The 22,944-nt window shown below is 65.5% G+C and carries 22 protein-coding genes; 18 read left to right on the top strand and 4 right to left on the bottom strand.

From position 1 onward, the window contains the following. Window position 1: 1 nt before the first annotated feature. Complete coding sequence (locus tag ACOGI5_RS13575) at window positions 2-1,306, top strand: CaiB/BaiF CoA transferase family protein (protein WP_419864943.1); 1,305 nt, start codon at window positions 2-4, stop codon at window positions 1,304-1,306. A 46-nt stretch (window positions 1,307-1,352) separates the two neighbouring features. Here ACOGI5_RS13575 and ACOGI5_RS13570 read toward each other — a convergent pair whose 3' ends face one another. Next, window positions 1,353-1,805 carry a nuclear transport factor 2 family protein gene (locus ACOGI5_RS13570; RefSeq protein ID WP_419864942.1) on the bottom strand — a complete coding sequence of 151 codons (453 nt, stop codon included), beginning with the start codon at window positions 1,803-1,805 and terminating at the stop codon, window positions 1,353-1,355. 25 nt (window positions 1,806-1,830) lie between these two features. On the opposite strand from ACOGI5_RS13570, the gene ACOGI5_RS13565 reads away from it, so the two are divergent. Continuing rightward, window positions 1,831-2,220: a RidA family protein gene (locus ACOGI5_RS13565; RefSeq protein ID WP_419864941.1), complete on the top strand. Its 390-nt coding sequence runs from the start codon at window positions 1,831-1,833 to the stop codon at window positions 2,218-2,220. Between the two features lie 45 nt (window positions 2,221-2,265). Here the strand turns inward: ACOGI5_RS13565 and ACOGI5_RS13560 are convergent, their stop codons facing one another. Together ACOGI5_RS13560 and ACOGI5_RS13555 are read right to left on the bottom strand one after the other, a co-directional pair. Continuing rightward, window positions 2,266-3,228 carry an alpha/beta fold hydrolase gene (locus ACOGI5_RS13560; RefSeq protein ID WP_419864940.1) on the bottom strand — a complete coding sequence of 321 codons (963 nt, stop codon included), beginning with the start codon at window positions 3,226-3,228 and terminating at the stop codon, window positions 2,266-2,268. Window positions 3,229-3,248: 20 nt separating this feature from the next. Then, complete coding sequence (locus ACOGI5_RS13555; RefSeq protein WP_419864939.1) at window positions 3,249-3,881, bottom strand: GNAT family N-acetyltransferase; 633 nt, start codon at window positions 3,879-3,881, stop codon at window positions 3,249-3,251. Between the two features lie 317 nt (window positions 3,882-4,198). Here ACOGI5_RS13555 and ACOGI5_RS13550 point away from each other — a divergent pair, with 317 nt between their 5' ends. The 10 genes from ACOGI5_RS13550 (at window position 4,199) to ACOGI5_RS13505 (ending at window position 12,665) form a co-directional block, all read left to right on the top strand. Further along, window positions 4,199-4,879, top strand: coding sequence for a DUF5343 domain-containing protein (locus ACOGI5_RS13550; RefSeq protein WP_419864938.1), 681 nt, complete (start codon window positions 4,199-4,201; stop codon window positions 4,877-4,879). Further along, window positions 4,872-5,435, top strand: coding sequence for a TIGR02391 family protein (locus ACOGI5_RS13545; RefSeq protein ID WP_419864937.1), 564 nt, complete (start codon window positions 4,872-4,874; stop codon window positions 5,433-5,435). The genes ACOGI5_RS13550 and ACOGI5_RS13545 overlap by 8 nt, the downstream gene beginning before the upstream one ends. 138 nt (window positions 5,436-5,573) lie before the next feature. Next, window positions 5,574-7,286 (top strand): Eco57I restriction-modification methylase domain-containing protein, encoded by a 1,713-nt coding sequence (locus ACOGI5_RS13540; protein WP_419864936.1) that lies wholly within the window; start codon window positions 5,574-5,576, stop codon window positions 7,284-7,286. Between the two features lie 141 nt (window positions 7,287-7,427). Then, window positions 7,428-8,138: a hypothetical protein gene (locus ACOGI5_RS13535; protein WP_419864935.1), complete on the top strand. Its 711-nt coding sequence runs from the start codon at window positions 7,428-7,430 to the stop codon at window positions 8,136-8,138. 52 nt (window positions 8,139-8,190) lie between these two features. After that, window positions 8,191-9,078 carry a phytanoyl-CoA dioxygenase family protein gene (locus ACOGI5_RS13530; RefSeq protein ID WP_419864934.1) on the top strand — a complete coding sequence of 296 codons (888 nt, stop codon included), beginning with the start codon at window positions 8,191-8,193 and terminating at the stop codon, window positions 9,076-9,078. A gap of 37 nt (window positions 9,079-9,115) precedes the next feature. Then, window positions 9,116-9,520, top strand: coding sequence for a nitroreductase family deazaflavin-dependent oxidoreductase (locus ACOGI5_RS13525; protein WP_419864933.1), 405 nt, complete (start codon window positions 9,116-9,118; stop codon window positions 9,518-9,520). A gap of 93 nt (window positions 9,521-9,613) precedes the next feature. Then, window positions 9,614-10,810: an aminomethyltransferase family protein gene (locus ACOGI5_RS13520; protein ID WP_419864932.1), complete on the top strand. Its 1,197-nt coding sequence runs from the start codon at window positions 9,614-9,616 to the stop codon at window positions 10,808-10,810. Continuing rightward, on the top strand, window positions 10,803-11,570 hold the full coding sequence (locus ACOGI5_RS13515) for a class I SAM-dependent methyltransferase (protein ID WP_419864931.1): 768 nt from the start codon (window positions 10,803-10,805) through the stop codon (window positions 11,568-11,570). Before ACOGI5_RS13520 ends, ACOGI5_RS13515 begins: the two co-directional genes overlap by 8 nt. Window positions 11,571-11,588: 18 nt before the next feature. Further along, the gene (locus ACOGI5_RS13510) at window positions 11,589-12,128 is read left to right on the top strand and encodes an adenine phosphoribosyltransferase (protein WP_419864930.1); all 540 of its coding nucleotides are present in this window, start codon (window positions 11,589-11,591) and stop codon (window positions 12,126-12,128) included. Window positions 12,129-12,233: 105 nt separating this feature from the next. Further along, on the top strand, window positions 12,234-12,665 hold the full coding sequence (locus ACOGI5_RS13505; protein WP_419864929.1) for a PPOX class F420-dependent oxidoreductase: 432 nt from the start codon (window positions 12,234-12,236) through the stop codon (window positions 12,663-12,665). Window positions 12,666-12,746: 81 nt separating this feature from the next. Here the strand turns inward: ACOGI5_RS13505 and ACOGI5_RS13500 are convergent, their stop codons facing one another. Further along, window positions 12,747-14,987, bottom strand: coding sequence for a CotH kinase family protein (locus ACOGI5_RS13500; protein ID WP_419864928.1), 2,241 nt, complete (start codon window positions 14,985-14,987; stop codon window positions 12,747-12,749). A gap of 157 nt (window positions 14,988-15,144) precedes the next feature. Between ACOGI5_RS13500 and ACOGI5_RS13495 the strand changes: the two genes are divergently transcribed. The 6 genes from ACOGI5_RS13495 to ACOGI5_RS13470 all read left to right on the top strand — a co-directional run bounded on the left by ACOGI5_RS13495 (window position 15,145) and on the right by ACOGI5_RS13470 (window position 22,939). Further along, window positions 15,145-16,722 (top strand): FAD-dependent monooxygenase, encoded by a 1,578-nt coding sequence (locus tag ACOGI5_RS13495; RefSeq protein WP_419864927.1) that lies wholly within the window; start codon window positions 15,145-15,147, stop codon window positions 16,720-16,722. 126 nt (window positions 16,723-16,848) lie between these two features. Then, on the top strand, window positions 16,849-17,670 hold the full coding sequence (locus tag ACOGI5_RS13490; protein WP_419864926.1) for an MBL fold metallo-hydrolase: 822 nt from the start codon (window positions 16,849-16,851) through the stop codon (window positions 17,668-17,670). 17 nt (window positions 17,671-17,687) lie between these two features. Next, complete coding sequence (locus tag ACOGI5_RS13485) at window positions 17,688-19,970, top strand: arylsulfatase (protein ID WP_419864925.1); 2,283 nt, start codon at window positions 17,688-17,690, stop codon at window positions 19,968-19,970. Window positions 19,971-19,981: 11 nt separating this feature from the next. Further along, on the top strand, window positions 19,982-20,536 hold the full coding sequence (locus tag ACOGI5_RS13480) for a hypothetical protein (protein WP_419864924.1): 555 nt from the start codon (window positions 19,982-19,984) through the stop codon (window positions 20,534-20,536). Then, a complete protein-coding gene (locus ACOGI5_RS13475) occupies window positions 20,533-21,441 on the top strand; it encodes a haloalkane dehalogenase (RefSeq protein ID WP_419864923.1) in 909 nt (302 codons plus the stop codon). Before ACOGI5_RS13480 ends, ACOGI5_RS13475 begins: the two co-directional genes overlap by 4 nt. Before the next feature lie 49 nt (window positions 21,442-21,490). Further along, window positions 21,491-22,939, top strand: coding sequence for a N,N-dimethylformamidase beta subunit family domain-containing protein (locus ACOGI5_RS13470; RefSeq protein ID WP_419864922.1), 1,449 nt, complete (start codon window positions 21,491-21,493; stop codon window positions 22,937-22,939). Window positions 22,940-22,944: the final 5 nt, after the last annotated feature.

Here is a 22,944-nt window from a genome sequence, read left to right as displayed (position 1 = left end):
GATGAACGCGCCCGCCGAGCCCGAAGCACGCGACGCTGGTGACGGAATCCTGGCCGGGATCAAAGTGGTGGAGTTCGCCCAGAATGCTGCGATTCCGCATTGCGGCCGATTACTGGCGGGCATGGGTGCCGAGGTCGTCAAGGTTGAGCCGCCCGGCGGCGACGCCATGCGCTCGCTGGCGTCGCTCGCTCCGATGGAGGCGAAGGCGTACGCCCTCATCAATCCAGGCAAACGGGCGATAGTGCTCGACCTGCAGCATCCCGATTCAGCTGCGGTCGCCGACCGGCTCTTCGCTTGGGCGGACGTGGCGCTGGTGGCCTTCAAGCCGGGTGATCTCAAGCGGTACGGCATCGACTTCGAGCACGCTGCAGCGGTCAATCCGCGGCTCGTCTACTTGGCGCATACCGCGTTCGGGCCGGAGGGCTCCGACGCCCACCTCGGCGGGTATGACGTGCTGGTACAGGCCCGCAGCGGCGCCGGATTCATCATGAATCGGGCTGAGCACGGTGTGCCGTCGGCGACCCGACCCGCAGTGAACGACTTCGGCACCGGCATGGTCTCGGCGCTGGGCGTGGTGGCCGCGCTGCGCCACCGCGATCTGACCGGCAAGGGTCAGCGGGTCGACAGCTCGTTGCTGGGCACGGCGATGTCGCTCGCCACGCCGATGATCGGCGACTTCGAGAGCGATGCCGAGGTGCTGGCGGAGCTGAAGCAGGATCTGGCGGCAGCCCGGGCCGCCGGTGTGGACTTCGTCGACCAGCGGCGCATCTACGAGGACCGGATCATTCCCGGCGCGGGCACGTTCCGGATCTACTTCCGCACCTACATGACGGCAGACGGGATGATCACCGTGGCGGGCCTGAGCCCGGCGCTGCGGGACAAGTTTCACGAGGTGACCGGCTTGCCGAGAGTCGACCTTCGCCGGCCTGATACGGATGAATTCACAGACCTCGTTGACGCTGCCGAGACCTTGTTCCGGACTCGCACGACCGCTGAGTGGCTGGCCGCGCTGCGCGACGCCGAGTTCCCGTGCGGGCCGTACCACATGCCTTATGAGGCGCTGGAAGACGAGCAAGTCCGCGCCAACGACTACGCGGTGGACATCGAGCACCCGGCCTTCGGGCGCTACACGACGTCAGGTATGCCGCTGCGTTTCAGCGAGGCGGCCAGTCCGACGCTCGGGGCGTCACCGCAGTACGGCGAGCACACGCGCGAGGTGCTCGCCGAGATCGGCATCGACCAGTCGGAGATCGACCGCATGGTCACCGAGTCTGTGGTTGCCGACGAGCCCCCGCCGAGCGGCTGATCCCGCCCGTCGCGACGCTGCCCTTCGCGGATTCGGCGGTCGTCAATCAGACTGCCGGTCCGAGGCCGTCGATCTTCCAGAAGGTGCGCTTGGCGGCGACTCGACCGTCTCGCAGCGGGTACAGGTCCACGGCGTGCGAGCGGAATCTCTCGCCTCGTGAATCGGTGCCCGACACGACGAACGTCTGCACGATCAGATCATCGCCGGCCATGCGTTCGTCGACGTCTTCGTAGGTGACGTCGGTCCACTCGTGCTTGCGTCGGCGGAACTCTTCGGCCATCGCTTCGGGACCTCGGAGCACTCGCCCGGCGGGTTCCCCCGGCGATGCGCCGGCGTGCAGCTCCCACACGAAGTCGTCGGTCACTGTGGCGGCGAGCGCCTCGGCGTCGCAGCGGAACATTGCCCGTTTGAAGTCTGCGAAGAATGCCGGCAGCTCGTCCATGCGGTGATCCTGCCACGATGCGCCGACGCCGGCACTGGTGCGAGCTGCAGATCGCATTCAGCGCCACGGTTAATCTCCGGCCATGGTCGGCAAAGTCATTCGTTCAGAAGCGCTCATCGAGGCACACCCGGTTCCGGAGCTGATCCGGAGCGGGGCCTTCGCCCCGGCGGTCAGGGCCGGGCCGTCGATCTACGTCTCGGGCTGCATCGCCAACGACCTGACCAAAGGCATGGGCGGGCAGACCGAGGAGATCTTCGACTACATACATCTGGCGCTCGCCGAAGAGGGCTTTTCGATGGCCGATGTGGTGAAGCTGCAGGCATTCATCACCGATATCGACCAGTACGGCGAGTACAGCGCAGCTCGCAAGAAGTACTTCCCCGACGAGCCGCCGGCGAGCACCACCGTGATTGCCGGGATCATCATTCCCGGCGCCCTCATCGAGATCGAAGCCGTCGCCTACAAGGAATAGGTGGTGCCGGGTTCAGCGGCCAGCGTCGCCGTGTTTCCCGCGCGTTCAGCCGCGGGCGCGTCGCACGATGTGTTCGACGATCTCGGGACCGTGGGTGAACTGCAGGAAGTGGCCCGCGTCGGGCAGTACATCGATCGGCGCGTTCATCTGCCCGGCCCAGGTGCGACCCCACTCCTCGCTGAAGCCATCGTCCTGGGCGCCCCAGACGAAGTGCGCGGCCTTGTCCCAGCCCAGTAGCACCCGGTAGTGCAATGCCTGGCCTGCGCCGTTGCCGCTGTCGTAGTTGCCGACCGGGATGGACAGCGGGAACCAGCGGGCGCCGTTGAAGCCTGCCTCGGGCAGGCCTCGGAACGGTGCCGAGAACCCCGCGTACCTCAGCGCCGCTTCGCCGTCGAGTTCCGGTTCGACTCGCGCCTTGATCGCCGGCACCACATGTCGTGAGCGGACCATGCGTCCGGCCAGCAGCGGAACGAGCCCGATGCTGGGCTGCGGGTGGGCATACCGGCCGCCGGGCTTCCACGCGTCGATCCACTGCAGGAAGCTCTCGTCGTAGTCGAACTCGGGGTGGTGGAGCCAAGTGTTCATGATGACGAGGCGGCTGAATCGCTCGGGCATCATCGCCGCCTGGGACAGGCCGATCGGTCCGCCCCAGTCCTGGCAAACCACAGAGACGTCGGTCAGGTCGAGTGCGTTGACCAGCGAGGTCAGCACCTCGGTGTGGCGGGCGATCGAGTACCAGTTCGGATCGGTCGGCTTGTCGCTGCGGCCGAAACCGAGATGATCGGGCGCGATGCAGCGGTACCCGGCGTCCACGAGGCCCGGGATCATGGTGCGGTACAGGTACGCCCAGGTCGGCATCCCGTGCAGCAGCAGCATGACGGGCCCATCGGCGGGGCCTTCGTCGATGTAGTGGACGCGCAGGTCCTTCCACTGGTGGTAGCGGGGCTCGTAGCTCCAGTCGGTCAGCGCGTCGAAGTGCGCGTCGTCGGTGCGGACGAAGTCAGTCATTGCTGTCGGCCTGTCCCGATTCAGCGAAGGTCGAGCGACATGCGCTGTTCCATCGGCACGCCGTGGCTGTGGGGGATGGGCGCGACGGTCTGGGCCAGCACCTCGAAGCCGAACGCCTCATAGAACTTGACCGCCGGGTTGTCGGACAGCACGTCGAGGTGAACGACCCGGTAACCCTCATCTGCGGCCCGGTCGATGGCGTCCTTCATGAGTGCGGCGCCGATGCCCTGGCCGTGATGATCTGGCCGGACAGACAGGGCGTGGACGTAGTAGGCGCTGGCGGGGATAGCTGCGTTGAGGTAGCTGGCCAGATAGGAGCGCCGGGCGATCTCGGCAAGCTCGTCGTGGGTCACGGCCCCGTCTTCGATGATGCTCTCCCACAGCGGTCGCAGCGTCTTCTTCCGACGATCGAATTCGGGCCCGGCATAGCCGATCTCGATGCCCAGCAGATCGTCACCCTCTAGGGCGACCGTGGTCTCGTCGTACCCGCACAGCGTGCCCTCAGCGAGCCACGAGTCGCCGATCAGCCGATCGAACGCCGCTCGGGTAACGAATTGATAGTCGTAGGTGGGCGGCCCCGAGTTGTACACCAGCTCGACCACGTCGTCGGTGTACTGAGCTGCCCGATCCCGGTCAACGGTGGTGATGTCCATCAGCGTCCCCAAGGCTCGTGCGCGGTGAATGCAGGGGACGCTAGCCCTGCTTCGAGAATCGAGCCCGTGGGCATAGAGGACACCTATGTCGCTGTTCAGACGGAGCGGTGTCCTCTGCACAAGATACTGCAGTTCGCGATGTGGCCGCTGCTAATGTTGGCCTATTAGCACAGGTCAAGTGGTATTATCGCCCACCGGTTTGAAAGTGAAACAATTTCAGGGATCAAAACTACAATGTTGTGATCCACTGGACCTGTTGCTAGGTTGCTTCATCATCAGGGCAGCGACAGGCCAGCCCAACTCTTGCATGGGGAGAAATGACCATGGCTGAAGAATCCGCCCGACGCACCTATCCCAGGTTGCCCGCGAAGAACTGGTGGGCTCTGCGCGAGCGGTTTCGTCAAACCGTGCCGCGCTTGGTTGACGCTGACTACCTACAGTCCGTGCTCGGACTCAGCTCGACAGCCTCTGCGGGCAACCTGATCGGCCCGTTGCGCACACTGGGCTTGATCGACGACGACGGCCGGCCGACGGAGCGCGCTCAGGACTGGCGGCTGGATGATTCCTACGAGGAAGTCTGCGAAGCGATTCTCTCCGATGTCTACCCAGACAGTCTTCGCTCTGCGTTCCCAGATCCGTCTGCAGACTCGACTGGCGTCACGGCATGGTTCAGTCGCAACACGGGATCAGGACAGGGTGCGGCATCCGGTATGGCGTCCCTTTATGCGTTGATCGCAGAGGCGGACCCCGCGGGTGCGGCTGCTGTCGCCACTACGGGTACGGCTGCGAAGAAGAAGGCTGCACCACGCAAAGCTCCGCCGGGTCCAGCTTCCGGTCGACCCGCACGGGCGACGGAGGCCGTGGTCGAGAATCGGCAGCGACGAGCAGAGCTGGGGCTGAACATCAATATTCAGATCCATATTTCCTCGGACGCGAGCGCCGAACAGATCGACAAGATCTTCCAGAGCATGGCTGAGCATCTGTACGCCGATGACTGATACGCGAACGCGCAGCGTTGCCCTTCGCGGTTACCGGATTGCGGCCGCGATCGGCGCGGAGGCATATGCGCTGGGACTTGGACCACCGGCACCAAGCCTCCAAGGTGATGGATCTGATCAACTGACGTACGACCAGGTTGTGGATGATGACGAACTACGTCGAACGACCCGGAAGCTGTTTCTCGACGGCCACTACGCGATGGCAGTCGAAGAGGCCTGCAAGTGTCTCAATAACCTCGTCAAAGACCTGACAGGCCTTGATGCACTGGATGGTGCGGGCTTGATGAAGAAGGCGTTCTCGCGAGACAACCCAGTTCTGAGACTCAACGCACTCGGCTCACGATCGGAGAAGGCGCAGCAGCAGGGTTACATGGAGATTTTCTCAGGCGTTATGACTGGCGTGCGCAATCCACGAGCGCATGAACATGCGTACCCTGACGATCCAGTCACGGCGCTGGAACTCCTTACGCTGGCGAATCACCTCATTCGGACGGCACGTGTCGCTGCCTCGTATTCGACCCACTTGATCGGCCTATCCGGTTCACCCCGCATTTGACGGTGGTGCGCTTCAGCCGGCATCGAAACAGGGCCGTCGGCAAGTCGTAGCGGGCACAGGGTGTCACACCGGTTATCTAGCTTCGCAGCGTATGAGGCTACACAGATGTAGTTTGATTTCTGAAGCGAGGACCCGGCGATGAGGGGTGCCCAGTTGACGCTCACGAGCACGACGCCGCCGATTACTTGGGCGCCAGATCCCAAGGGCGAACACGGCGAGGTCTTCACGCGCCGGTGGGTGGTCGATCTCATACTGGACTTGGTCGGGTACCGCCCTGAAGAGGACCTTGGGGCCGCGACCGTCGTGGAGCCGTCGTGCGGCTGTGGCGCATTTCTGATCCCGATCATTGAGCGGTTGTCGGCGTCTTGCAGACAGCACGGTCGGACGCTTGCCGATCTCGGCGACGCGGTCAACGGCTTCGATCTGCTGTCTCACAACGCTGAACACACGCGAAAAGCCGCCGTGGCCAAGCTCCTCGAACTCGGAGAGCCGGTCAGTGTCGCCGAGGACCTCGCTGAGCAATGGGTCACGACCAGTGACTTCCTGCTCACCGATCACAGGGACCTCAGCGCAGATTTCGTCGTTGGCAATCCGCCCTATGTCCGGCTGGAGCACATCCCGGACGAAGTCAGCGGCGCGTACAGGGCAGCGTGTTCGACGATGCGAGGGCGGGCGGACCTGTTCGTCGGATTCTTCGAGAAGGGCCTCGCGCTACTGCGTCCGGGTGGCCGTCTCGGCTTCATTTGCGCTGACCGTTGGATGCGCAACCAGTACGGCGCCCGCCTACGACAGCTCGTCGGTGAGCACTACGCAGTAGAGACACTCATCGAGATGCACGACGCCGATGCGTTTGAGGCAGCTGTTTCTGCGTACCCAGCTATCGCCGTGATTCGAAATGCCCCCCAGGGACCCGTTCGACTCGTCGAGGCTGGCAAGTCCTTCGACGAGTCGGCGAGCCGCAGCCTTGCAACTTGGCTTCGGTCCGAGGCACAAGAGACGCCTGCCGGCGAGTCATTCGAGACTGCCGAGCTACGAGATTGGCCCAAGGGCAGCGCTCACTGGCCGAGTGGTGCGCCGAGCACGCTTGAGGTACTGGCCGATCTCGAGTCGCGGTTTCGTTCCCTCGAAGACCCGCACACAGGGACGCGAGTGGGCATCGGCGTCGCTACTGGGTGCGACGACGTTTACGTGTCCGACAATCCGAACGGCATCGAGGACGATCGACTGCTGCCGATTCTGACAGCGAGCGACACTGCGGATGGTGAAGCGAAGTGGTCCGGCAAGTACCTCATCAACCCTTGGCGAGAAGGGCGGCTGGTAGACCTCGCGGACTTCCCAGGTCTGGCCGCGCATCTGCGTACACACGAATCGCATGTGAGGAGTCGGCACGTTGCTCGCCGGAGACCGAGCGCTTGGTATCGGACGATTGACCGCGTGACACCTGGGCTGCTTGAGAGGCCGAAGCTGCTACTACCCGACATCAAGTCGACCGCACATCCGGTACTCGACGTCGGGCTCTACTACCCCCACCACAACCTCTATTACGTCGTCTCGGACACTTGGGACCTCGAAGTTCTCGGGGGTCTTCTGCTCTCGGACGTCGCGAACCTGTTCGTCGGGGCCTACTGCGTCAAGATGCGGGGCGGCACCTACCGCTTCCAGGCTCAATACCTCCGCAAGATTCGGGTGCCTGAGCCGACGGAGCTCGCAGCGACTGACGAAGAAGACTTGCGCACGGCCTTCCGCATCCGAGATGTCGGGGCAGCCACCAGTGCAGCTGCGAGGGTGTATGGACTCGACCAAGGCGCCCTCTCAGTTCTTTCGACGTCTCGGTCCCGGGTACGGATGTAGGCCACCGAGGCAATGAGCGAGACATCGACACCTCGGTGGATGACGAGTCCCCGATGCAGGCCATTCACTCCCGTTTTCGAGGACGCCGTCCAACAGGGGCACGGGAGCTGGGATCAAGTCGAAGAGTCGTTCCTGAGTGCAATGGAGGCGTTCGATGGGTCCGTCGCTGCGACTGCAGGCGCGGACCTGTCCGATGAGGCGAAGTCTGAACTGACTGCCGACCTTCAAAACGGCAAGGGTGACTTCTTCAACGACTTGCTCGCTGTGTTGCTTCAGAACTGCTCCGGCATCGGAGCTCTGGCAACGAGGTCTCGAGTTCCCGGACTGATCGTCCCAGTACACAACCTCGATGGTGCGTTCCCAGACGAGGGCCCAATCCGGTTTCTACTCGAAGCGAAGATGTTCGGGACGCCGAAGCACGCCAACAATCCGAAGCAGAAACCGGACGGTCGGCCTGGCTCAGCCGACATCGACAAGCGTGTCAAGGAACTCGCCTTCAAGAGCATCGATCTCAAGGGCGAATACAGCCGACGGCGCGTGGCCGAGGGTGCTGGCGAGCGCACCGGTGGAGCTGGCGGCGGTGACATCACGACTTGGCTCCGAGGCATCGAGCCGATGATCTACTTCTTCATCGGAATCCGAGTCGTCAACCAAGCTGATTTCGTCCGCGCCATGAGATGGGCCTCGACAGCGGAACAGGTGGTGGACGCCGTAGGGGTTTTCTGCTTTGAACCCGTCGCCGAAGATCAGTTCACGACGTACCGCAAGCGCACGGACGTGCCACCCAGTCTTCAGATCGAGCGCGTCCTGTACAAGGCGTGTACCGACTTGCAGGCGCTGGCCGACAGGTAGTTTCTGGGCAGACGGCCCGATGAGCGGGCCCCGAATGCCGAGACGTGCCTCCATGAGCAAGACCGCCGTTCGATCGTTGCAGAGGATTCCCGCAGCAGAGGGACTGGAGCCGATTCTTGAGGCGATGCGAGATGACGGTGGGGTGATCGTCGAGAGCATGTTCGGCGCTGAGACGATCGCCCAGATGCGGGAGGCGGCCGATGAGTTCGCCCGAGGAGTCCAGCCGGGTGGGGCGACGCAGGGGCTCGGCGACGACGGCAAGCTCTTCGTCGGGTCGAACACGATCCGCTTCTCCAGCCTGGCCAGGCTGACGCCGGCGTTCTTCGACGTTCTCGACAACGAGCTCTACGCCCAGATCGCCGACGCGGTGCTGCTGCCGATATGCGGCTCGTACTGGCTGAACACCGCCCAGGTGATGTACATCGGACCAGGCGAGCCCGCCCAGTTTCTGCACCGCGATGCCAACAACTGGTGGGCGTTCGTGAAGGCGACGTGGCCCGATTCGCCCGAGGTCACGGTCAGCGCCATGATCGGCCTGGAGGATGTGACCGAGGAGCTGGGCGCCACCCGGGTGGTGCCGGGCAGCCACCGGCTGTCGGAGCTCAACCGCTACGAAGAGCGGGAGTCGGTACCGGCGGAACTGGGGCCGGGCGATGCGCTCGTCTATTCGGGATACGTGCTGCATGGCGGCGGCGCCAACCAGACCGATGACCGGTGGCGCCGGGCATTCCACGTCAGCTTCGTAGCCGGGTGGCTGACGCCTGAAGAAGCTAGCCCGATGGACTTCAGCCTCGGAGAGCTCTCGGGCCAGAGCGAGCGCGTGCAACGGCTGCTCGGGCACGCCTCCTACGACCCGCGTCCGTTCAACGGCGGCGGGCTGTGGCTGCGCCACGTCCGCGAGATGCAGGACGTCATCGGTCCAAGCGGCAATACTGCCTGAGTTCGCCAGACAGGAGATTTCCGTGGACTTTGTGAAGATGAACGAGCCTGTGATCAAGGAGTTCCGCGAGAACGGGGGCAACTGCAGCGGCTGGCTCAAGGGGGCGCCGATGATCCTCGTGACCATGACCGGCGCCAAGACCGGACGGGAGCTGTGCTCGCCGCTCGTCTACTCCACCGACGGCGACGACATCGTGGTCATCGCCTCCAAGGGCGGCGCTCCTGAGAACCCGCAGTGGTATCACAACCTCGTCGCCAACCCGGCCGTCACGGTTGAAGTCGGCGCCGATACGTGGGAGGCCACGGCGGTGCTCACCGACGGTGACGAGCGCAAGCGGCTGTTCGATGCCCAAGCTGCTCTGATGCCGCAGTTCGCCGAGTACGAGAAGAGCGCCACCGAGCACGGCCGCGAGATTCCGGTCTTCCGACTCGTCCGCATCTAGCCCGCGATTGCGGAAGGGCCGCCGCCCCCGGCGTACACGGATAGCGCGGCGCCTTCGCTTGTCTGTTCGCGCGCTGTCGCGCATGCTGTTCCGGTGAAGCCGCCGCCGCTGAGGTTCGTGGCGAAAGCGCTGTCCGCCGAGGGCGTTCCTCCGAGCGAGCTCGGCATGTCGATGGCGCCGCACCCGCTGATGTACCAGGAGCTGGCGCACGATCCCGAGTACCAGATCTACAACGGTCGCCTGACGCCGGTGCGCTTCGCCGACGTCTCGGCGACCGAGATGTACTGGAAGGTGCGCCGGGAGGTGATTTTGCGGCACACCGGCGAGCTGCCCATCGAGCTTGTGGGCCCCGATGCCGAGCGGCTCGCGAACCGGGTGTTCCCCAGGGATGTGTCCAAGGTGCGTGTCGGGCGCTGTGCCTATCAATTCGCTTGCTTCCACGACGGCGGCATGATCAACGACGGGGTGATGCTGCGCCTGGCCGAGGACCGGTTCTGGATGGCGCAGGCCAACGGCGACCTGTATGGCTGGTACCGGGCGCACGCCGCCGACCTCGATGTGGAGGTGCGGGACCCCGATGTCTGGGTGAGCCAGGTGCAGGGGCCTCGTTCGCTTCAGGTGCTCGCTGCGGTCGTCGACGGCGAGCCGCCTGAGCCGTTCCGCTACTTCGACATAGCGGAGGTCTCGATCGCCGGTCAGCCGGTGGTAATCACCCGGTCGGGCTTCACCAATGAGCTGGGCTGGGAGTTCTACCTCGCACCCGACATCGACCGTGAAGCGGTCGGCGATCGCATTCTCGACGTCGGCCAAGCCTTCGGCATGATCATCACGTCGGCGCAGGTGTTCCGGGCGCGCCGCATTGAGGCCGGGCTCCTCAACGCAGGGTCCGACTTCGACCGAACGGTCAACCCGTTCGAGGTCGGCCTCGGCCGCTTCGTCGACCTCAACAAGTCCGACTTCGTCGGCAAGGCGGCGCTGGAGCGCGCCGACCGAGCGTGTCGTACCTGGGGTCTGCGGACACAAGGAGATATCGCACAGCTCGGCCGCACGCTGAGGCGCAACGGCGCGCCGATCGGCCGGGTGTGCTCGACCGCTTGGTCGCCGTACCTGCAATGCGGTGTCGCCATCGCTCGCATGGACGACCCGGCTGACGGCCCCGGCACCCGGCTCGATGTGGAGTCTCACGAGGGCACCATGCTGCGCGGCGAGCTGTGCACGCTGCCGATGTACGACCCCGAACGCCTCATCCCAAGAGGCCTCCTCGTCGACATCCCCAACCGCCATGACTGATCGCCAGCAGGCGTTCAACGAGCTTGCGGGTGCTTACAGCCGGGCTCGGCCTGGGTATCCCGAATCGCTGTGGGCTGGTTTGCGAGCGAGGCTCGATGGCCGCTCTGTACCCCAGCTGGCTGTCGATGTCGGCTCGGGCACGGGCATCGCCACGCGGCAACTCGCGCTGATCTTGCCTGAGTGGCGCATCGTCGGCATCGAACCCGGCGAAGCCATGCGAGCGCAGGCTATGAGCGACAGTCGAGGCGCAGCCGTCGAATTCCGTGTCGGCACCGCCGAGGACTTGCCTCTTGAGGACGCATCAGCAGGTTTGGTGATCGCCGCGCAGGCATTGCATTGGTTCGACCACCGTCGCTTCTACACCGAAGCTCGGCGAGTATTGGCTCCCGGTGGGGTGATCGGGATCATCCAGAACGACCGTGCGTTGCGGCAGCTCCCGCTCTTTGAGGACTACGAGTCGTTCCTCGAAGAGCACAGCCCGGGTTACACCCGCGATTACCGCAGTTTCGATGTCGTCAGCGAGCTGTCGGAGGCCGGATTCGACGATGTGGCCAGATCCGCCACAGAATGGGCCCGGCCGCTGACCCACGAGCAGTTCATCGAACTAGCTCGGTCCTCATCCCAGATGCACACCGTCGTCAAACTCCTGGGCGAGGAAGAGACGACCCGACGCCTGCGAACACTGCTCGGGCAACATCACCCCTCCGGCCAGTTGGAAATCCCCTACATCTCCACACTGTTCGTCGCCCAGCGCCCATAGCTGCCTGGGGATGACGAGATGTCGGGCGTGGGAGAGAATCTGGAGGTGTGGCGGGGGTTGATTCGGGACGTGCCGGACTTTCCGCGGCCGGGGATCGTGTTCAAGGACATCACGCCGTTGCTGGGGGACCCGGCCGGCTTGGCAGCGTGCGTCGACGAGTTGGTTGCACCGTTCGAGGAGCACGGCGTTGAGCTCGTTGCTGCTCCCGAAGCCCGGGGCTTTGTGATCGGCGGGACGGCAGCAGATCGGCTGGGCGCCGGGTTTGTACCGCTGCGCAAGCCGGGCAAGCTGCCTCGCTCCGCACTGGGTGCCGACTACGAGCTGGAGTACGGCGCTGAGCGTCTCGAGATGCACACCGATGCCGTCGCCGACGGGAAGCGAGTGCTGATCGTCGACGACGTGTTGGCCACCGGCGGCACAGCGGCCGCGTCTGCTCAGCTCGTCACGCTGGGCGGCGGCAAGCTCGTCGGTTTCTCGTTCATCGTCGAGCTCGCGTTCCTCCACGGCCGGCGCCAGCTTGGCGATGCACGCGTCGAGTCTGCGCTCCTCGTCGACTAGCGAGGTCCGCCCCGCAACACACGAGTCACCATGCAGGCGGTGCCCCGGCGCTTGCGTTTACGGTGAGCGCCTGCACACCGACCCGGTCACGAAGCGAGGGAACTCATGACGACGCCGACTCCGAAGGCCATGGCCGCAGAGGCGCAGGCACTGGTGCGCCGGCCAAACTTCGCGCACCTCGCAACTGTGCGTGCAGACGGCTCGCCGAAGCTCGACCCGATCTGGATCGACCTCGTCGACGCTTCGACCGTGATCATGGCCACCGGGCGGACATCGCTAAAGACCCAGAACATCCTGCGCGACCCCCGAGTCGCCATCTCGATCGTTGACATGGACAACCCCTACGAGGAAATGCAGCTGCGAGGCGTCGCCGAAGTCGAGCCCGACCCCGACATGGCCGCCATGGACGCCATCAGTCACAAGTACACGTCCAAGCCGTTCCCGATGCGGGACAACCTTGAGAACCGGGTGGTGCTGCGGGTGACGGTGACCCAGAGCCGCTACTCGAACCTGCCCTTCGAGCACACACCGGCCTAGGCGTCAGCAGCTTCAGGAGCGAGCGCCCGCCTGCCCATTGGGTTTGGGTCGTCAGATCAAGCGGCCGGCACGATCATCACGTTACGGCTGGTTCGCGGCGCCTGGAGTCGGGGTGCCGACCGTCTGGAAGCGGCCAGTGACATCGGGCACACGGGCGTAGCTCTCATCGGCACCGGATTGGCCATCGTCCCAGTCGACGCTGGCCACGAGCGTGCCGTCGAGCAGCCAGATGCCCAGTTCCTCGTCGCTGCCGAGCGCGAAACCTGGCCAAGCCGCCTTGTCGAGGCTGAACTGCAGGTACTCGCCCGGCCCGATGACCGTGCCGGCCGGGAACGGCACCCGCTTTCCGACATCGGTGAGATCGTCAGCCATCTCCAAGCCGTCGAGCGCTATGGGGACCGGCGATGCGTTGTACAGCTCGAACCAGTCGAGCGGGTCCCCCTTGGCGGCCACCTCGTTGATGACCAAACCGACATCGAGCGGCCCAGCGGAGGCATCGGCGTCTGGCGTGTCTGCACCAGCGCTATCCGCCGGCGACGGAGACCACCCGAACGCACCCGAGAACGTGCCGACGACGGCAGCGCCGGGGGTAGTGCTGCCGCTCGACAGGTCCAGCACCCCTTCGGTGAAGGGCGAAAAGCTGTCCGGCGCCGACGCTCCCGGCGGGATCGACCAGATTCCCCCTGCGATGGCACTCTCGCCGATGACCAATGTGGTGCCTGCTATCAACTGCCCGGGATCCACCACCAGTGACATCCCGCTGACCGAACCGTCACCTTCGAGTTTCACGACCACGATCGACGCCGGATCATCGACTCCCGGAAGCAAGATCCTCTCTTCCGGGCTCGCTTCGCCAGCAAACACGCCCGTTCCCCCTACTGCTTCGGGAGCACCGTTCAGCAGCATGCTGTGTACCGTTCCCTGCGCGAGCGGATTGGGATTCAGGTTGCTGCCCCAGGTGGTCTCGAAGGCGACCTCGACAGTCCCCGACCCGGCAGAGGGCGGTGCAGTTGCTTCGGCCTCGGGCCACTCCGGCGGCTCCGGCGAGAGATCATCGAGAATCTCGGCCTTGCGCTTCGAGATGAACGTCCGCACTCGCTCGGTGTCCCGCTCGGCAGTGCTGGCCTCGGCGGGAAGAGCGTGCTGCTGCACGATCGCGGCCATCTCGTCAACTGCCGCCAGCAGCTCGGTCTCGTCCCAGACGTCGTCCAGGATCTGCTTCAGCCGGGCGACGTATTTCGCCTGCCAGTCGGCGTCGTTGTACAGGCGGTTGGGAATGGCGGTCAGCGCCAACACCGATGGCGGCGGGTCGGAGATGTTGTCGAAGGGATTGGGGTCATCGGAGAGGTGGAATGTGCCGTCGGTGCCCCACGGCAGGAACACGAACCGCCCATCCGGCACCCGGTAGAACCAGTAGTTGTTCCGGTCACCGGCGTAACCGTCCCAGTGACCCACCAGCACCTCCGTCGCCCAGAACGACAGGAACCGGTCGAGGTCAACAATTTCGCCCAGCGCCTCCAAGCCGGCGTCTGAAGGATCGCGCAAGGCCGCAACAACGGCGTCGATGTCGGACCAGTCGTCGGCGTCCTCGTTGGTCTTCTTCTCGAAGGTGCCGCGGAACTCCGGCGTGAAGTCGCTGACCGTGCCCTCGTACAAGTTGCCTTCAGCGCTCCCGAAGTGGTGCGACAGGAACGGCGCCTTGAACTCCTCCACATGCACGTACAGCCCGAGATCGGCGCCATTCACCGACACCGTGGCGAAGTTGCAGCGCGGTGCGGGATTGCCAGCCGCTGCGAACACCCGGTAGGCCAGGCAGGTGTTGAGTATCGAGGGGTCCTGAACGCTGTTGTTCAGCGTCATCCGGTTCATGCCCCCAGCGAGGGACTGGCCGTCGATGTACTTGTCGAAGCGCAGCTTGAGCGAGGGCTTGGTGGAACTCTGGGAGCCCACGAATCCCTTCTTGCGCACACCCACATCGGCGTGCGTCTCGCCGTCGACGGTCACCGTGGCGCCGAACCACGTGTAGATGCTGGCGAAGGGCTGCGAGAGGCTGTATTCGGAGATCTCCGCGAACACGTCAGCGAGGGTGCGGGTCTGGTTGCGCAGGACATCCCAGTCCTCGACGTCGATTTCGATGCGGATGTCGAGCACGCGGTCGATATCGAAATATGCGGCGCGCGGGTCAGCCTCAGCGTCGTCTTGCGGTGCTGGCGGGGGAGCGGTCGTGGCGGGGATGGCATCGCTGAGCAGCGTCGTAACCGGCGGCACTGCAACCTCGTCGGCCGCGCCCGTGCAGCCGCTGGCGATCAGCGCTGCTGCCACGAGCACATTGGCCCAGCGGCGCCGACACCGAGGCTGTGATCGCCTTTGTTCAGCTCTACGAGATCGATGGGACGTGGGCGGACCATACTGGTCGGCCTCATCGGTGGGTGCAGTCATCTCACTTCGCCGGTCACAGGGGCCGTTTATGGTTGCGGCCGTGCCAGAAACGCTGTCGGCCCGGCGACAGTACGACGCGATCGTGGTCGGCGGGGGACCGGTCGGATGCATCGCGAGCCTGCACTTGGCCCGCTCCGGCATGGAGGTGGCGCTGATCGAAGAACACGAGCATCCCTACCCGTACCCGCGAGCGGTCATGTTCGATGCCTACTCGTGCGCGATCCTCGAAGAAATCCTGGGCGCCGAATTCGACCGGATCTCGCTCAAGCGAACGCCGGGCGCCGGTTACTACCTCGACCAGGACAAGCTCGACCAGCCCTTTGCCTACACGGCGCTCGAAGTCGGCGACACGCGCAACTGGTTCGTGCAGCCTCAAGTCGAGGCAGTGCTTCGAGACGCAATCGGCGCCAACGATGGCATCCAGGCGTATTTCGGCTGCAGCGCTCGCAAGCTGCACACCGACGGCGAAGCGCAGCTCACGATCGAGCAGCTTCAGAGCGGCGATACGAGCGAGCTCAGCGCTGGGTATCTGCTCGGATGCGACGGCGCGAACAGCTTCGTGCGCAAGCAAGCCGGCGGCAGCCTGACCCAACTCGGCGACAATGTGCTGTTCCTCGTCGTCGATGCCATTGCAGCACCAGAGCACCGCATAGGCGACGACGGATGCGCCTATCAGATCGTCGATCAAGAACGCCCGACTACGTACTTGCCAATGGGAGTCGAGAATCACATCCGCTGGGAATTCAGGATCAATCCCGACGATGACATCTTGGAGATCCAGTCGCCTGAGCGGATCCGTGAGCTGATCGCTCCGTTCTGCGACCCTGACCACACCGAGCTGCTGCGCCACACGATCTACAAGTTCAACTCGCTCATCGCCGATCGCTGGCGGTTCGGCAACGTCTTTCTTTGCGGCGACGCCGCCCACCAGACGTCGCCCTTCTTGGGGCAAGGCTTGAACATGGGCATCCGCAACTCCCGCAACCTGTGCCAGAAGATCGGCCTCGTTGCGGCCGGCAGGGCCCCGAGCTCGTTGCTCGACCGTTATCAGGCGGAGTGCTTCGAGGACACAAAGGGCACGATCAAAGAGGCGCTCAGGATGGGCAAGCTGCTGTTCAACACCGCGCCCACCGCGAATGCCGTGCGCGCAACCATCAGCCGACTGCGACGCGGCAAGCCAATCGACATCACCTCGCAGATCGCCCCGACGGCGCGTGTCCTCGATCTGGCAGATGAGGTTCCGGCAGGCCTGCGAAAGCTATTGCCGCGTGTACGGGTCGAGCCCGCACGTGGATCAGCGACATTCCTCCCGCTGCTGCACCCGGAGCGAGCCAAGGTCATCGCCGACGGCCCGATTGCAGCAGGGGAATTCGACAGCCTCGAGACCCTTCCTGGCCCGATTCGACCCGACCTGTATGCCTCGGTTGACGATCCGCAGACACAGACGATCGGGCAGGCGCTCGTGATTCCGGACGAACGCCAACGGGCGTCGATGTTCGGCGAGATGTCCTACGTGGCCATGCTCGAGAACAGCATCCTGCTCGGCCGCTTCGCGAAGGGTGAAGAAGGAGCCGTCTGCGACGCCTACCGTGCGGCGTTCCAGCTTGAATCCGAGTGAACCTTGGTGCGGCGCTGACGCCCACGGCACTCGCAAGGTTTTGGCAGGAATACTGGCAAAAGAATGCTAGGGTGCCGCCGGCTTGTCGAGGTCCGGCCGGGACAGCTCGGCAACCAGGGGTGCGTCATGGACATCGTGCTGACCGGGACCGGATCGCCGCTGCCCGACGCCAACCGTGCGGGACCATCCACGCTGGTCAAGGCAGGCGACACCCACATCCTCGTCGACGCCGGCCGCGGGACCGTGATGCGCATGGCCGGCGGCGGCTCGCTGCCGGTCTTCCTGAGCGCTGTGCTGATCACCCACCTGCACAGCGATCACGTGTGTGCGCTCAATGACGTGATCACGACCCACTGGGTGATGAGCCAGGGCAATGCAACGCTGAATGTCTACGGCCCGCCGGGCACGGCGCAGTTCGTCGAACGCCAGCTCGGTGCGCTGGAGGCCGACATCGGCTACCGCATCGCCCACCACGACGTGCTGGTCAACGAACCACAGGTCGAGGTGACCGAGCTGGAAGCGGGCGATGCGTTCGACGTCAACGACGTTCACATCAGCACGGCGGCGACCGATCACGCGCCGGTGCGACCGACGCTGGGGTACCGCCTCGAGCACGACGGTGCGGTGGCCGCCATTGTGGGAGACACGGTCCCATGCGACGGCGTGGACCGGTTGGCGGCAGGCGCCGATGCCTACGTCCAGACGGTTATCAGGAGCGACCTCGTCAGGCTGACCCCCAACGAGATGTTCCAGGACATCCTCGACTACCACTCCGACGTTGAGCAGGCAGCCCAGACCGCGGCTCGGGCCGGCGCCAAAGGGCTCGTGCTGACCCACATGGTGCCGGCGCCCACGCCCGAGCAGTATCCGGAGTGGATCGAGCTGGCTGCAGCCCACTTCAACGGCGAAGTGATCATCGGCGACGACCTCACGACGGTCACGCTGTGACGAGCATCGGAGCATCGATGACACATCCGATCCAACCCGCCCCCTTCGAAGGCCGCATCGGCCGCACGCTGGCCGAGTCTGAGCCGCATTTCGCCTCGTCGCCGCACCCGGGCCCCGATGCGCCGAACGTCGTGATCGTGCTGCTCGACGACACCGGCTTTGCCCAATTCGGCTGCTACGGGTCTGACATCGACACACCCCACGTTGACGCGCTCGCCGCAGGCGGTCTGCAGTTCACCAACTTCCATGTCACGCCGCTGTGCTCGCCGACCCGGGCGTCACTGCTGACGGGACGGTCCCAGCACGCAGTGGGCATGCGCTCGGTGTCGAACCACCGGACGGGCTTCCCGCACCAGCTCGGCCACATCACCAACCATGCGGCGACCGTGGCCGAGGTGCTCGGCTCACAGGGCTACGCCACCTTCTGCTGCGGGAAGTGGCACTTGGCGCCGACCGAAGACATCTCCGCGGCCGGGCCGTTCGACCAGTGGCCGCTGGGCCGCGGCTTCGACCGCTTCTACGGCTTCCTCGAAGGTGAGACCGACCAATTCCACCCCGAGCTGGTTGTCGACAACCACCACATCGACCCGCCCGGCGGGCCCGATGAGGGCTACCACCTCAGCGAAGACCTGGTGGATCAGCTCCTGCGCATGATCAACGACAGCAAGGGCGTGCGCCCCGACCGGCCGTTCTTCGCCTACCTGCCATTCGGCGCGACCCACGCACCGCACCAGGCTCCGCAGGCGTACCTCGACAAGTACCGGGGACGTTTCGACGAGGGCTGGGACGTGGTGCGCCAGCGCTGGTACGAGCGCCAGCTCGCGCAGGGCGTCATACCGGAAGGCACCCAGCTCGCGCCCCGCAACCCGGGCGTGAAGCCGTGGGCAGAGCTGCCCGACAGCCATCGCCGCTTCGCCTGCCGCCTGCAGGAAGCCTTCGCCGCGTTCCTGGACCACACCGACGACCAGATCGGCCGGCTTGTCGACGGGCTGCGCCAGATGGGCCAGCTCGACAACACGATCCTGATCGTGCTGGCCGACAACGGCGCCTCCCAGGAGGGCGGACCGTTCGGGGTCATGCACGAGATGAAGTACTTCAACGGCATCGTTGACGACCCAGACGACGTCATGGACCGCCTCGACGACATCGGCGGGCCCAACTCGCACACCAACTACCCGTGGGGATGGGCCCAGTGCGGCAACAGCCCCTTCAAGTGGTACAAGCAGAACACCCACGAGGGCGGGGTGCATGTGCCCCTGGTGGTGCACTGGCCCGCCGGCATCGCCGCCGACCAGCGGGGCAGCCGCCGCGACCAGTTCGTGAACGTGTCCGACGTGGCGCCGACGGTGTACGAACTCTTGGGCATCGCGCCGCCTGACGTGTTCCGTGGCTACGCGCAGCTGCCGGTCACCGGGAACTCGTTCGCTTCCGTGCTCGCCGACGCAGGCGCCCCGGCCACCAACACGCTCCAGTACTTCGAGCAGTCCGGCTCCCGCGCCCTCGTGGTCGAGCAGGACGGCGTGTGCTGGAAGGCGGTGACGCGGCACGTCAAGGGGGAATCCTTCGACGACGACCGCTGGGAGTTGTACGAGCTGTCATCGGACCGGTCCGAGTGCAACGACCTTGCCGAGATCCATCCCGGCAAGCTGGACGAGCTGATCGACCTGTGGTGGGCCGAGGCCGAGCGCCACGGCGTGCTGCCGCTGGATGACCGCATGATCGAGCTGTTCGTCGCCCGGCGAGATGATCACTCGCCCCATCCGACGAACCGGCGCTACCGCTACCGCCCGCCGATGTCGCCGATTCCCTCGGCGGCCTCGGCGTCGCCGTCAGGCCGTTCGTGGGAGCTCACGGCGCAGGTGAGCCGCGGTGCTGATGACGCCGGTGTCCTGTGGGCGACCGGCAATGCCAACTCGGGCATGTCGGTGTTCGTGCAGAACAGACGCCTGGTGGCGGACTACAACTCATTCGGCGAGCACACGGTGGTCGAGTCCGAGCTGGAGGTGCCAGCAGGCGACTGCGTCCTGGCGGCGCGGGTGCGGCGCACGAGCCGTACCGAAGGCGTCATCGAGCTGGAGATCGACGGCGAGCCCTGCGGGAGCGCAGAGCTTCCCTACATGATGCGCATCATCTCCTCGATCGGCTCCAGCGTCGGTCTCGATCACGGGCAGGCAGTGTCGCCTCGGTACGAGGCGCCCTTCGCCTTCAGCGGCGCCCTGCATGCCGTCGAGATCGACCGCAGCGGCGCGTCGCGAGCCGACGCCGAGACGGCAGCCCGCACCGAGATGGCCCGCCAGTAGGAGATACGGCGATGACGTTGACTGCCGACTCGATTCCCGTCGCGTACACCCCGGCGGGGGGTTGGACGCAGTGGCCGCCAGCGATCCTGGCGGGCTGCACCCAGCCCCTGTGCGACGGCGCGCCCGACATGCGGGGCTTCTGGCAGACCGCCGAGGTGTACGTGCACGGCACTGCGCAGCCCGGCCATCCTGCCATCGGGCATGTGCAGCGCATCGAGCAGGCCGCCGATCGGGTAGTGGTGACCGGCGCCGGCATCATCCACGACATGCGCTGCGACGGCACGCTGCGCAATGGCGTGCACGATGTCGCGGAGTTCGACAAGTCGACCGAGATCCACGTTGTCGCCAGCTTCGAGGACCACGTGCATGTGCTGCGCCCTCACGGTCTGGAGGGATCGTCGGGGCCGATAGAGGTACGCCGCTGGCGTGACGGCGAGCACCTCATGTGGGACTACCTGGGATTCACCGCGCGCCTGCGCCTGCTTGCACCGCCTGACGCCGACCCGGCCAGCGTTCTCTCCGAACTCGACCAGTCTCGACTCGACCAAGAGGAGCAATCACCATGAAGACCCTTCGAACGCCCGACGAGCGCTTCGCCGATCTTCCGGGGTACGACTTCGAGCCCCACTACGCAGACATTCCCGATGGCGAGGGCGGTTCGCTGCGCGTCCACTACATCGACGAGGGACCGCCCGATGCCGACCCGGTGCTGCTGCTGCACGGCGAGCCGTCGTGGGCGTACCTGTACCGGCACATGATCCGGCCGCTGGCCGACGCGGGCCATCGGGTGATCGTGCCGGATCAGGTCGGCTTCGGCCGCAGCGACAAGCCCGCAGAGCAGTCCGACTACAGCTACGCCCGCCATGTGACGTGGATGTCCAGCTTGGTCTTCGATGCCCTTGACCTGAGCGAGATCACGTTCTTCGGGCAGGACTGGGGCGGGCTCATCGGCTTGCGGCTCGTCACCGCCCAACCCGAGCGGTTCGCCCGTGTGGCCATCTCCAACACGGGCCTGCCCACGGGAGACCGCCCGCCCAGCGATGCGTTCATGGCATGGCAGAAGTTCTCCCAGACCTCACCGGTGTTCCCGATCGGCGACATCGTCAACGGAGGCTGCCTCACCGATCTCGAGCCCGAGGCGGTGGCTGCCTACGACGCTCCCTTCCCGGACGACTCGTACAAGTCCGGCGCTCGCATCTGGCCGTCGTTCGTCTGCACCTCGCCCGACGACCCCGAAGCCCAGCCCAATCGGGACGCGTGGGGAGTGCTGCAGCAGTTCGACAAGCCCTTCCTGTGCTGCTTCAGCGACCAGGATCCGGTGACTGCGGGTGCCGACAAGCCGTTCCGTCAGGTGGTGCCCGGTACGCACGACCAGGCGCACGTCACCATCGAGGGCGCAGCTCACTTCCTGCAGGAAGACAAGGGTCCCGAGTTGGCGCAAGTGCTGATCGACTTCATCGACGCCAACTGAGGGCACCTGCACCCCGCTGCCGCGGGGACGAGCCAACTACGGTCGCCGCATGATCGCGGGATACTGCTGGCCGCAGAGCGGCGCCGCCGGGGACACCGTCGACCTGATGGTCAGCGCCACCGGCGGCTCCTGCCGGGTGGAGGTGCTGCGGATCGGTGCCTCCGAGCTACTTGTCGGGACATGGGACTTGGCGGTCGTCGAGCAGCCGGTCCCTGACAACTGTGCCACTGAAGGTTGCGGCTGGAGCCCGTCGCTCTCGATGCAGATCGACCCCGCGTGGCCGCCTGGCTTCTACCTCGTCCGGCTGACGGCCAGCGACGGCGAGGTTGCCGAAGCGTTCTTCGTGGTGCGCGCCGCTGAGCCCACCGAGACGCTGCTGGTGCTGTCCACCTCGACCTGGTCTGCGTACAACGACTGGGGCGGGCCCAGCTTCTACACCGGCGGTCACGAGTCGTCCCAGCACCGGCCGCTGCCGCGCGGCTTCCTGGACAAGCCCGACCCGCACCGCTATCGCGTCGCCCGCTTCCCGCAGCTGCCTCGACCTGAGGTCAACGAGTACTTCGACACCTACTCGTACTGGTCGGGTGCAGCGGGATGGGCAAACTGGGAACGGCTCTTCGTGAGCTGGGCTGAGCGCAACGGTGTAGCGCTGGACTACGCGACCAGCCTCGACCTGCACTCCCGCCCGGACCTGCTGGACGGTCGACGCCTCTACATCAGCGTCGGCCATGACGAGTACTGGTCAGCGGCCATGCGCGACCAGGTCGAGGAGTGGATCGAGGCGGGCGGCGCGGCAGCTTTCTTCTCGGGCAACACGGCGTTCTGGCAGGTCCGTTTCGGTGCCGACGATCGGGTGATCGGCTACAAGCTGGACTTCGAACTCGATCCGGTGATGGGAACCGATGCCCAACACACCGTCTCGACCATGTGGAGCGACCCGCTCACCGGCCGTCCCGAGTCCGAGATGACCGGGGTCACCTTCACCCGTGGCGGCTACGCGCACACCCGCAGGGCACCGAAGGGCTCGGGCGGTTACAGCATTTGGCGGCCGGATCACTGGGCCTTCGACGGTCTGCGGTTGATGGCAGGCGATGTGCTGGGCGGCGAACCGGTCGTGGTGGGTTACGAGTGCGACGGCTGTGAGCTGGCCCTGGTGGACGGTCTGCCGGTGGCAGTCGGATCAGCGGGCACGCCCGCGAACTTCGAGGTGCTCGGCACTGCGCCGGCACGCTTGTGGGAGACCGCCGATGCCCCGCCCGGGATGCCCGACACCTACGTCGGCGAGCTCAACTGGGTGACCGAGCGCCTCGGCGGCGGTGACACCCCGGAGAACCGGGCACGCTTCGAGCACGGCGCAGCGGTGATGGGATGGTTCGAGCGGGGCCGCGGCGAGGTCTTCACCACCGGCTGCACCGACTGGGCCTACGGCCTCGAGCACGACGATGTGGCCACCGTGACCCGCAACGTCATCGGCCGCCACGTCGATCTGCGAAGGTAAGCCCC

The sequence above is a fragment of the Candidatus Poriferisodalis sp. genome (assembly GCF_965208925.1).
Taxonomy (GTDB): Bacteria; Actinomycetota; Acidimicrobiia; order Acidimicrobiales; family Poriferisodalaceae; genus Poriferisodalis.
This window is presented reverse-complemented; position numbering and strand designations above follow the sequence as displayed.

What these genes read in the sequence shown, in the direction of transcription:
- ACOGI5_RS13575 (WP_419864943.1), top strand. Translation starts at nt 2, where the DNA reads ATGAACGCGCCCGCCGAGCCCGAAGCACGCGACGCTGGTGACGGAATC.
- ACOGI5_RS13570 (WP_419864942.1), bottom strand. Translation starts at nt 1,805, where the DNA reads ATGCGATCTGCAGCTCGCACCAGTGCCGGCGTCGGCGCATCGTGGCAG.
- ACOGI5_RS13565 (WP_419864941.1), top strand. Translation starts at nt 1,831, where the DNA reads ATGGTCGGCAAAGTCATTCGTTCAGAAGCGCTCATCGAGGCACACCCG.
- ACOGI5_RS13560 (WP_419864940.1), bottom strand. Translation starts at nt 3,228, where the DNA reads ATGACTGACTTCGTCCGCACCGACGACGCGCACTTCGACGCGCTGACC.
- ACOGI5_RS13555 (WP_419864939.1), bottom strand. Translation starts at nt 3,881, where the DNA reads ATGGACATCACCACCGTTGACCGGGATCGGGCAGCTCAGTACACCGAC.
- ACOGI5_RS13550 (WP_419864938.1), top strand. Translation starts at nt 4,199, where the DNA reads ATGACCATGGCTGAAGAATCCGCCCGACGCACCTATCCCAGGTTGCCC.
- ACOGI5_RS13545 (WP_419864937.1), top strand. Translation starts at nt 4,872, where the DNA reads ATGACTGATACGCGAACGCGCAGCGTTGCCCTTCGCGGTTACCGGATT.
- ACOGI5_RS13540 (WP_419864936.1), top strand. Translation starts at nt 5,574, where the DNA reads ATGAGGGGTGCCCAGTTGACGCTCACGAGCACGACGCCGCCGATTACT.
- ACOGI5_RS13535 (WP_419864935.1), top strand. Translation starts at nt 7,428, where the DNA reads ATGGAGGCGTTCGATGGGTCCGTCGCTGCGACTGCAGGCGCGGACCTG.
- ACOGI5_RS13530 (WP_419864934.1), top strand. Translation starts at nt 8,191, where the DNA reads ATGAGCAAGACCGCCGTTCGATCGTTGCAGAGGATTCCCGCAGCAGAG.
- ACOGI5_RS13525 (WP_419864933.1), top strand. Translation starts at nt 9,116, where the DNA reads ATGAACGAGCCTGTGATCAAGGAGTTCCGCGAGAACGGGGGCAACTGC.
- ACOGI5_RS13515 (WP_419864931.1), top strand. Translation starts at nt 10,803, where the DNA reads ATGACTGATCGCCAGCAGGCGTTCAACGAGCTTGCGGGTGCTTACAGC.
- ACOGI5_RS13510 (WP_419864930.1), top strand. Translation starts at nt 11,589, where the DNA reads ATGTCGGGCGTGGGAGAGAATCTGGAGGTGTGGCGGGGGTTGATTCGG.
- ACOGI5_RS13505 (WP_419864929.1), top strand. Translation starts at nt 12,234, where the DNA reads ATGACGACGCCGACTCCGAAGGCCATGGCCGCAGAGGCGCAGGCACTG.
- ACOGI5_RS13490 (WP_419864926.1), top strand. Translation starts at nt 16,849, where the DNA reads ATGGACATCGTGCTGACCGGGACCGGATCGCCGCTGCCCGACGCCAAC.
- ACOGI5_RS13485 (WP_419864925.1), top strand. Translation starts at nt 17,688, where the DNA reads ATGACACATCCGATCCAACCCGCCCCCTTCGAAGGCCGCATCGGCCGC.
- ACOGI5_RS13480 (WP_419864924.1), top strand. Translation starts at nt 19,982, where the DNA reads ATGACGTTGACTGCCGACTCGATTCCCGTCGCGTACACCCCGGCGGGG.
- ACOGI5_RS13475 (WP_419864923.1), top strand. Translation starts at nt 20,533, where the DNA reads ATGAAGACCCTTCGAACGCCCGACGAGCGCTTCGCCGATCTTCCGGGG.
- ACOGI5_RS13470 (WP_419864922.1), top strand. Translation starts at nt 21,491, where the DNA reads ATGATCGCGGGATACTGCTGGCCGCAGAGCGGCGCCGCCGGGGACACC.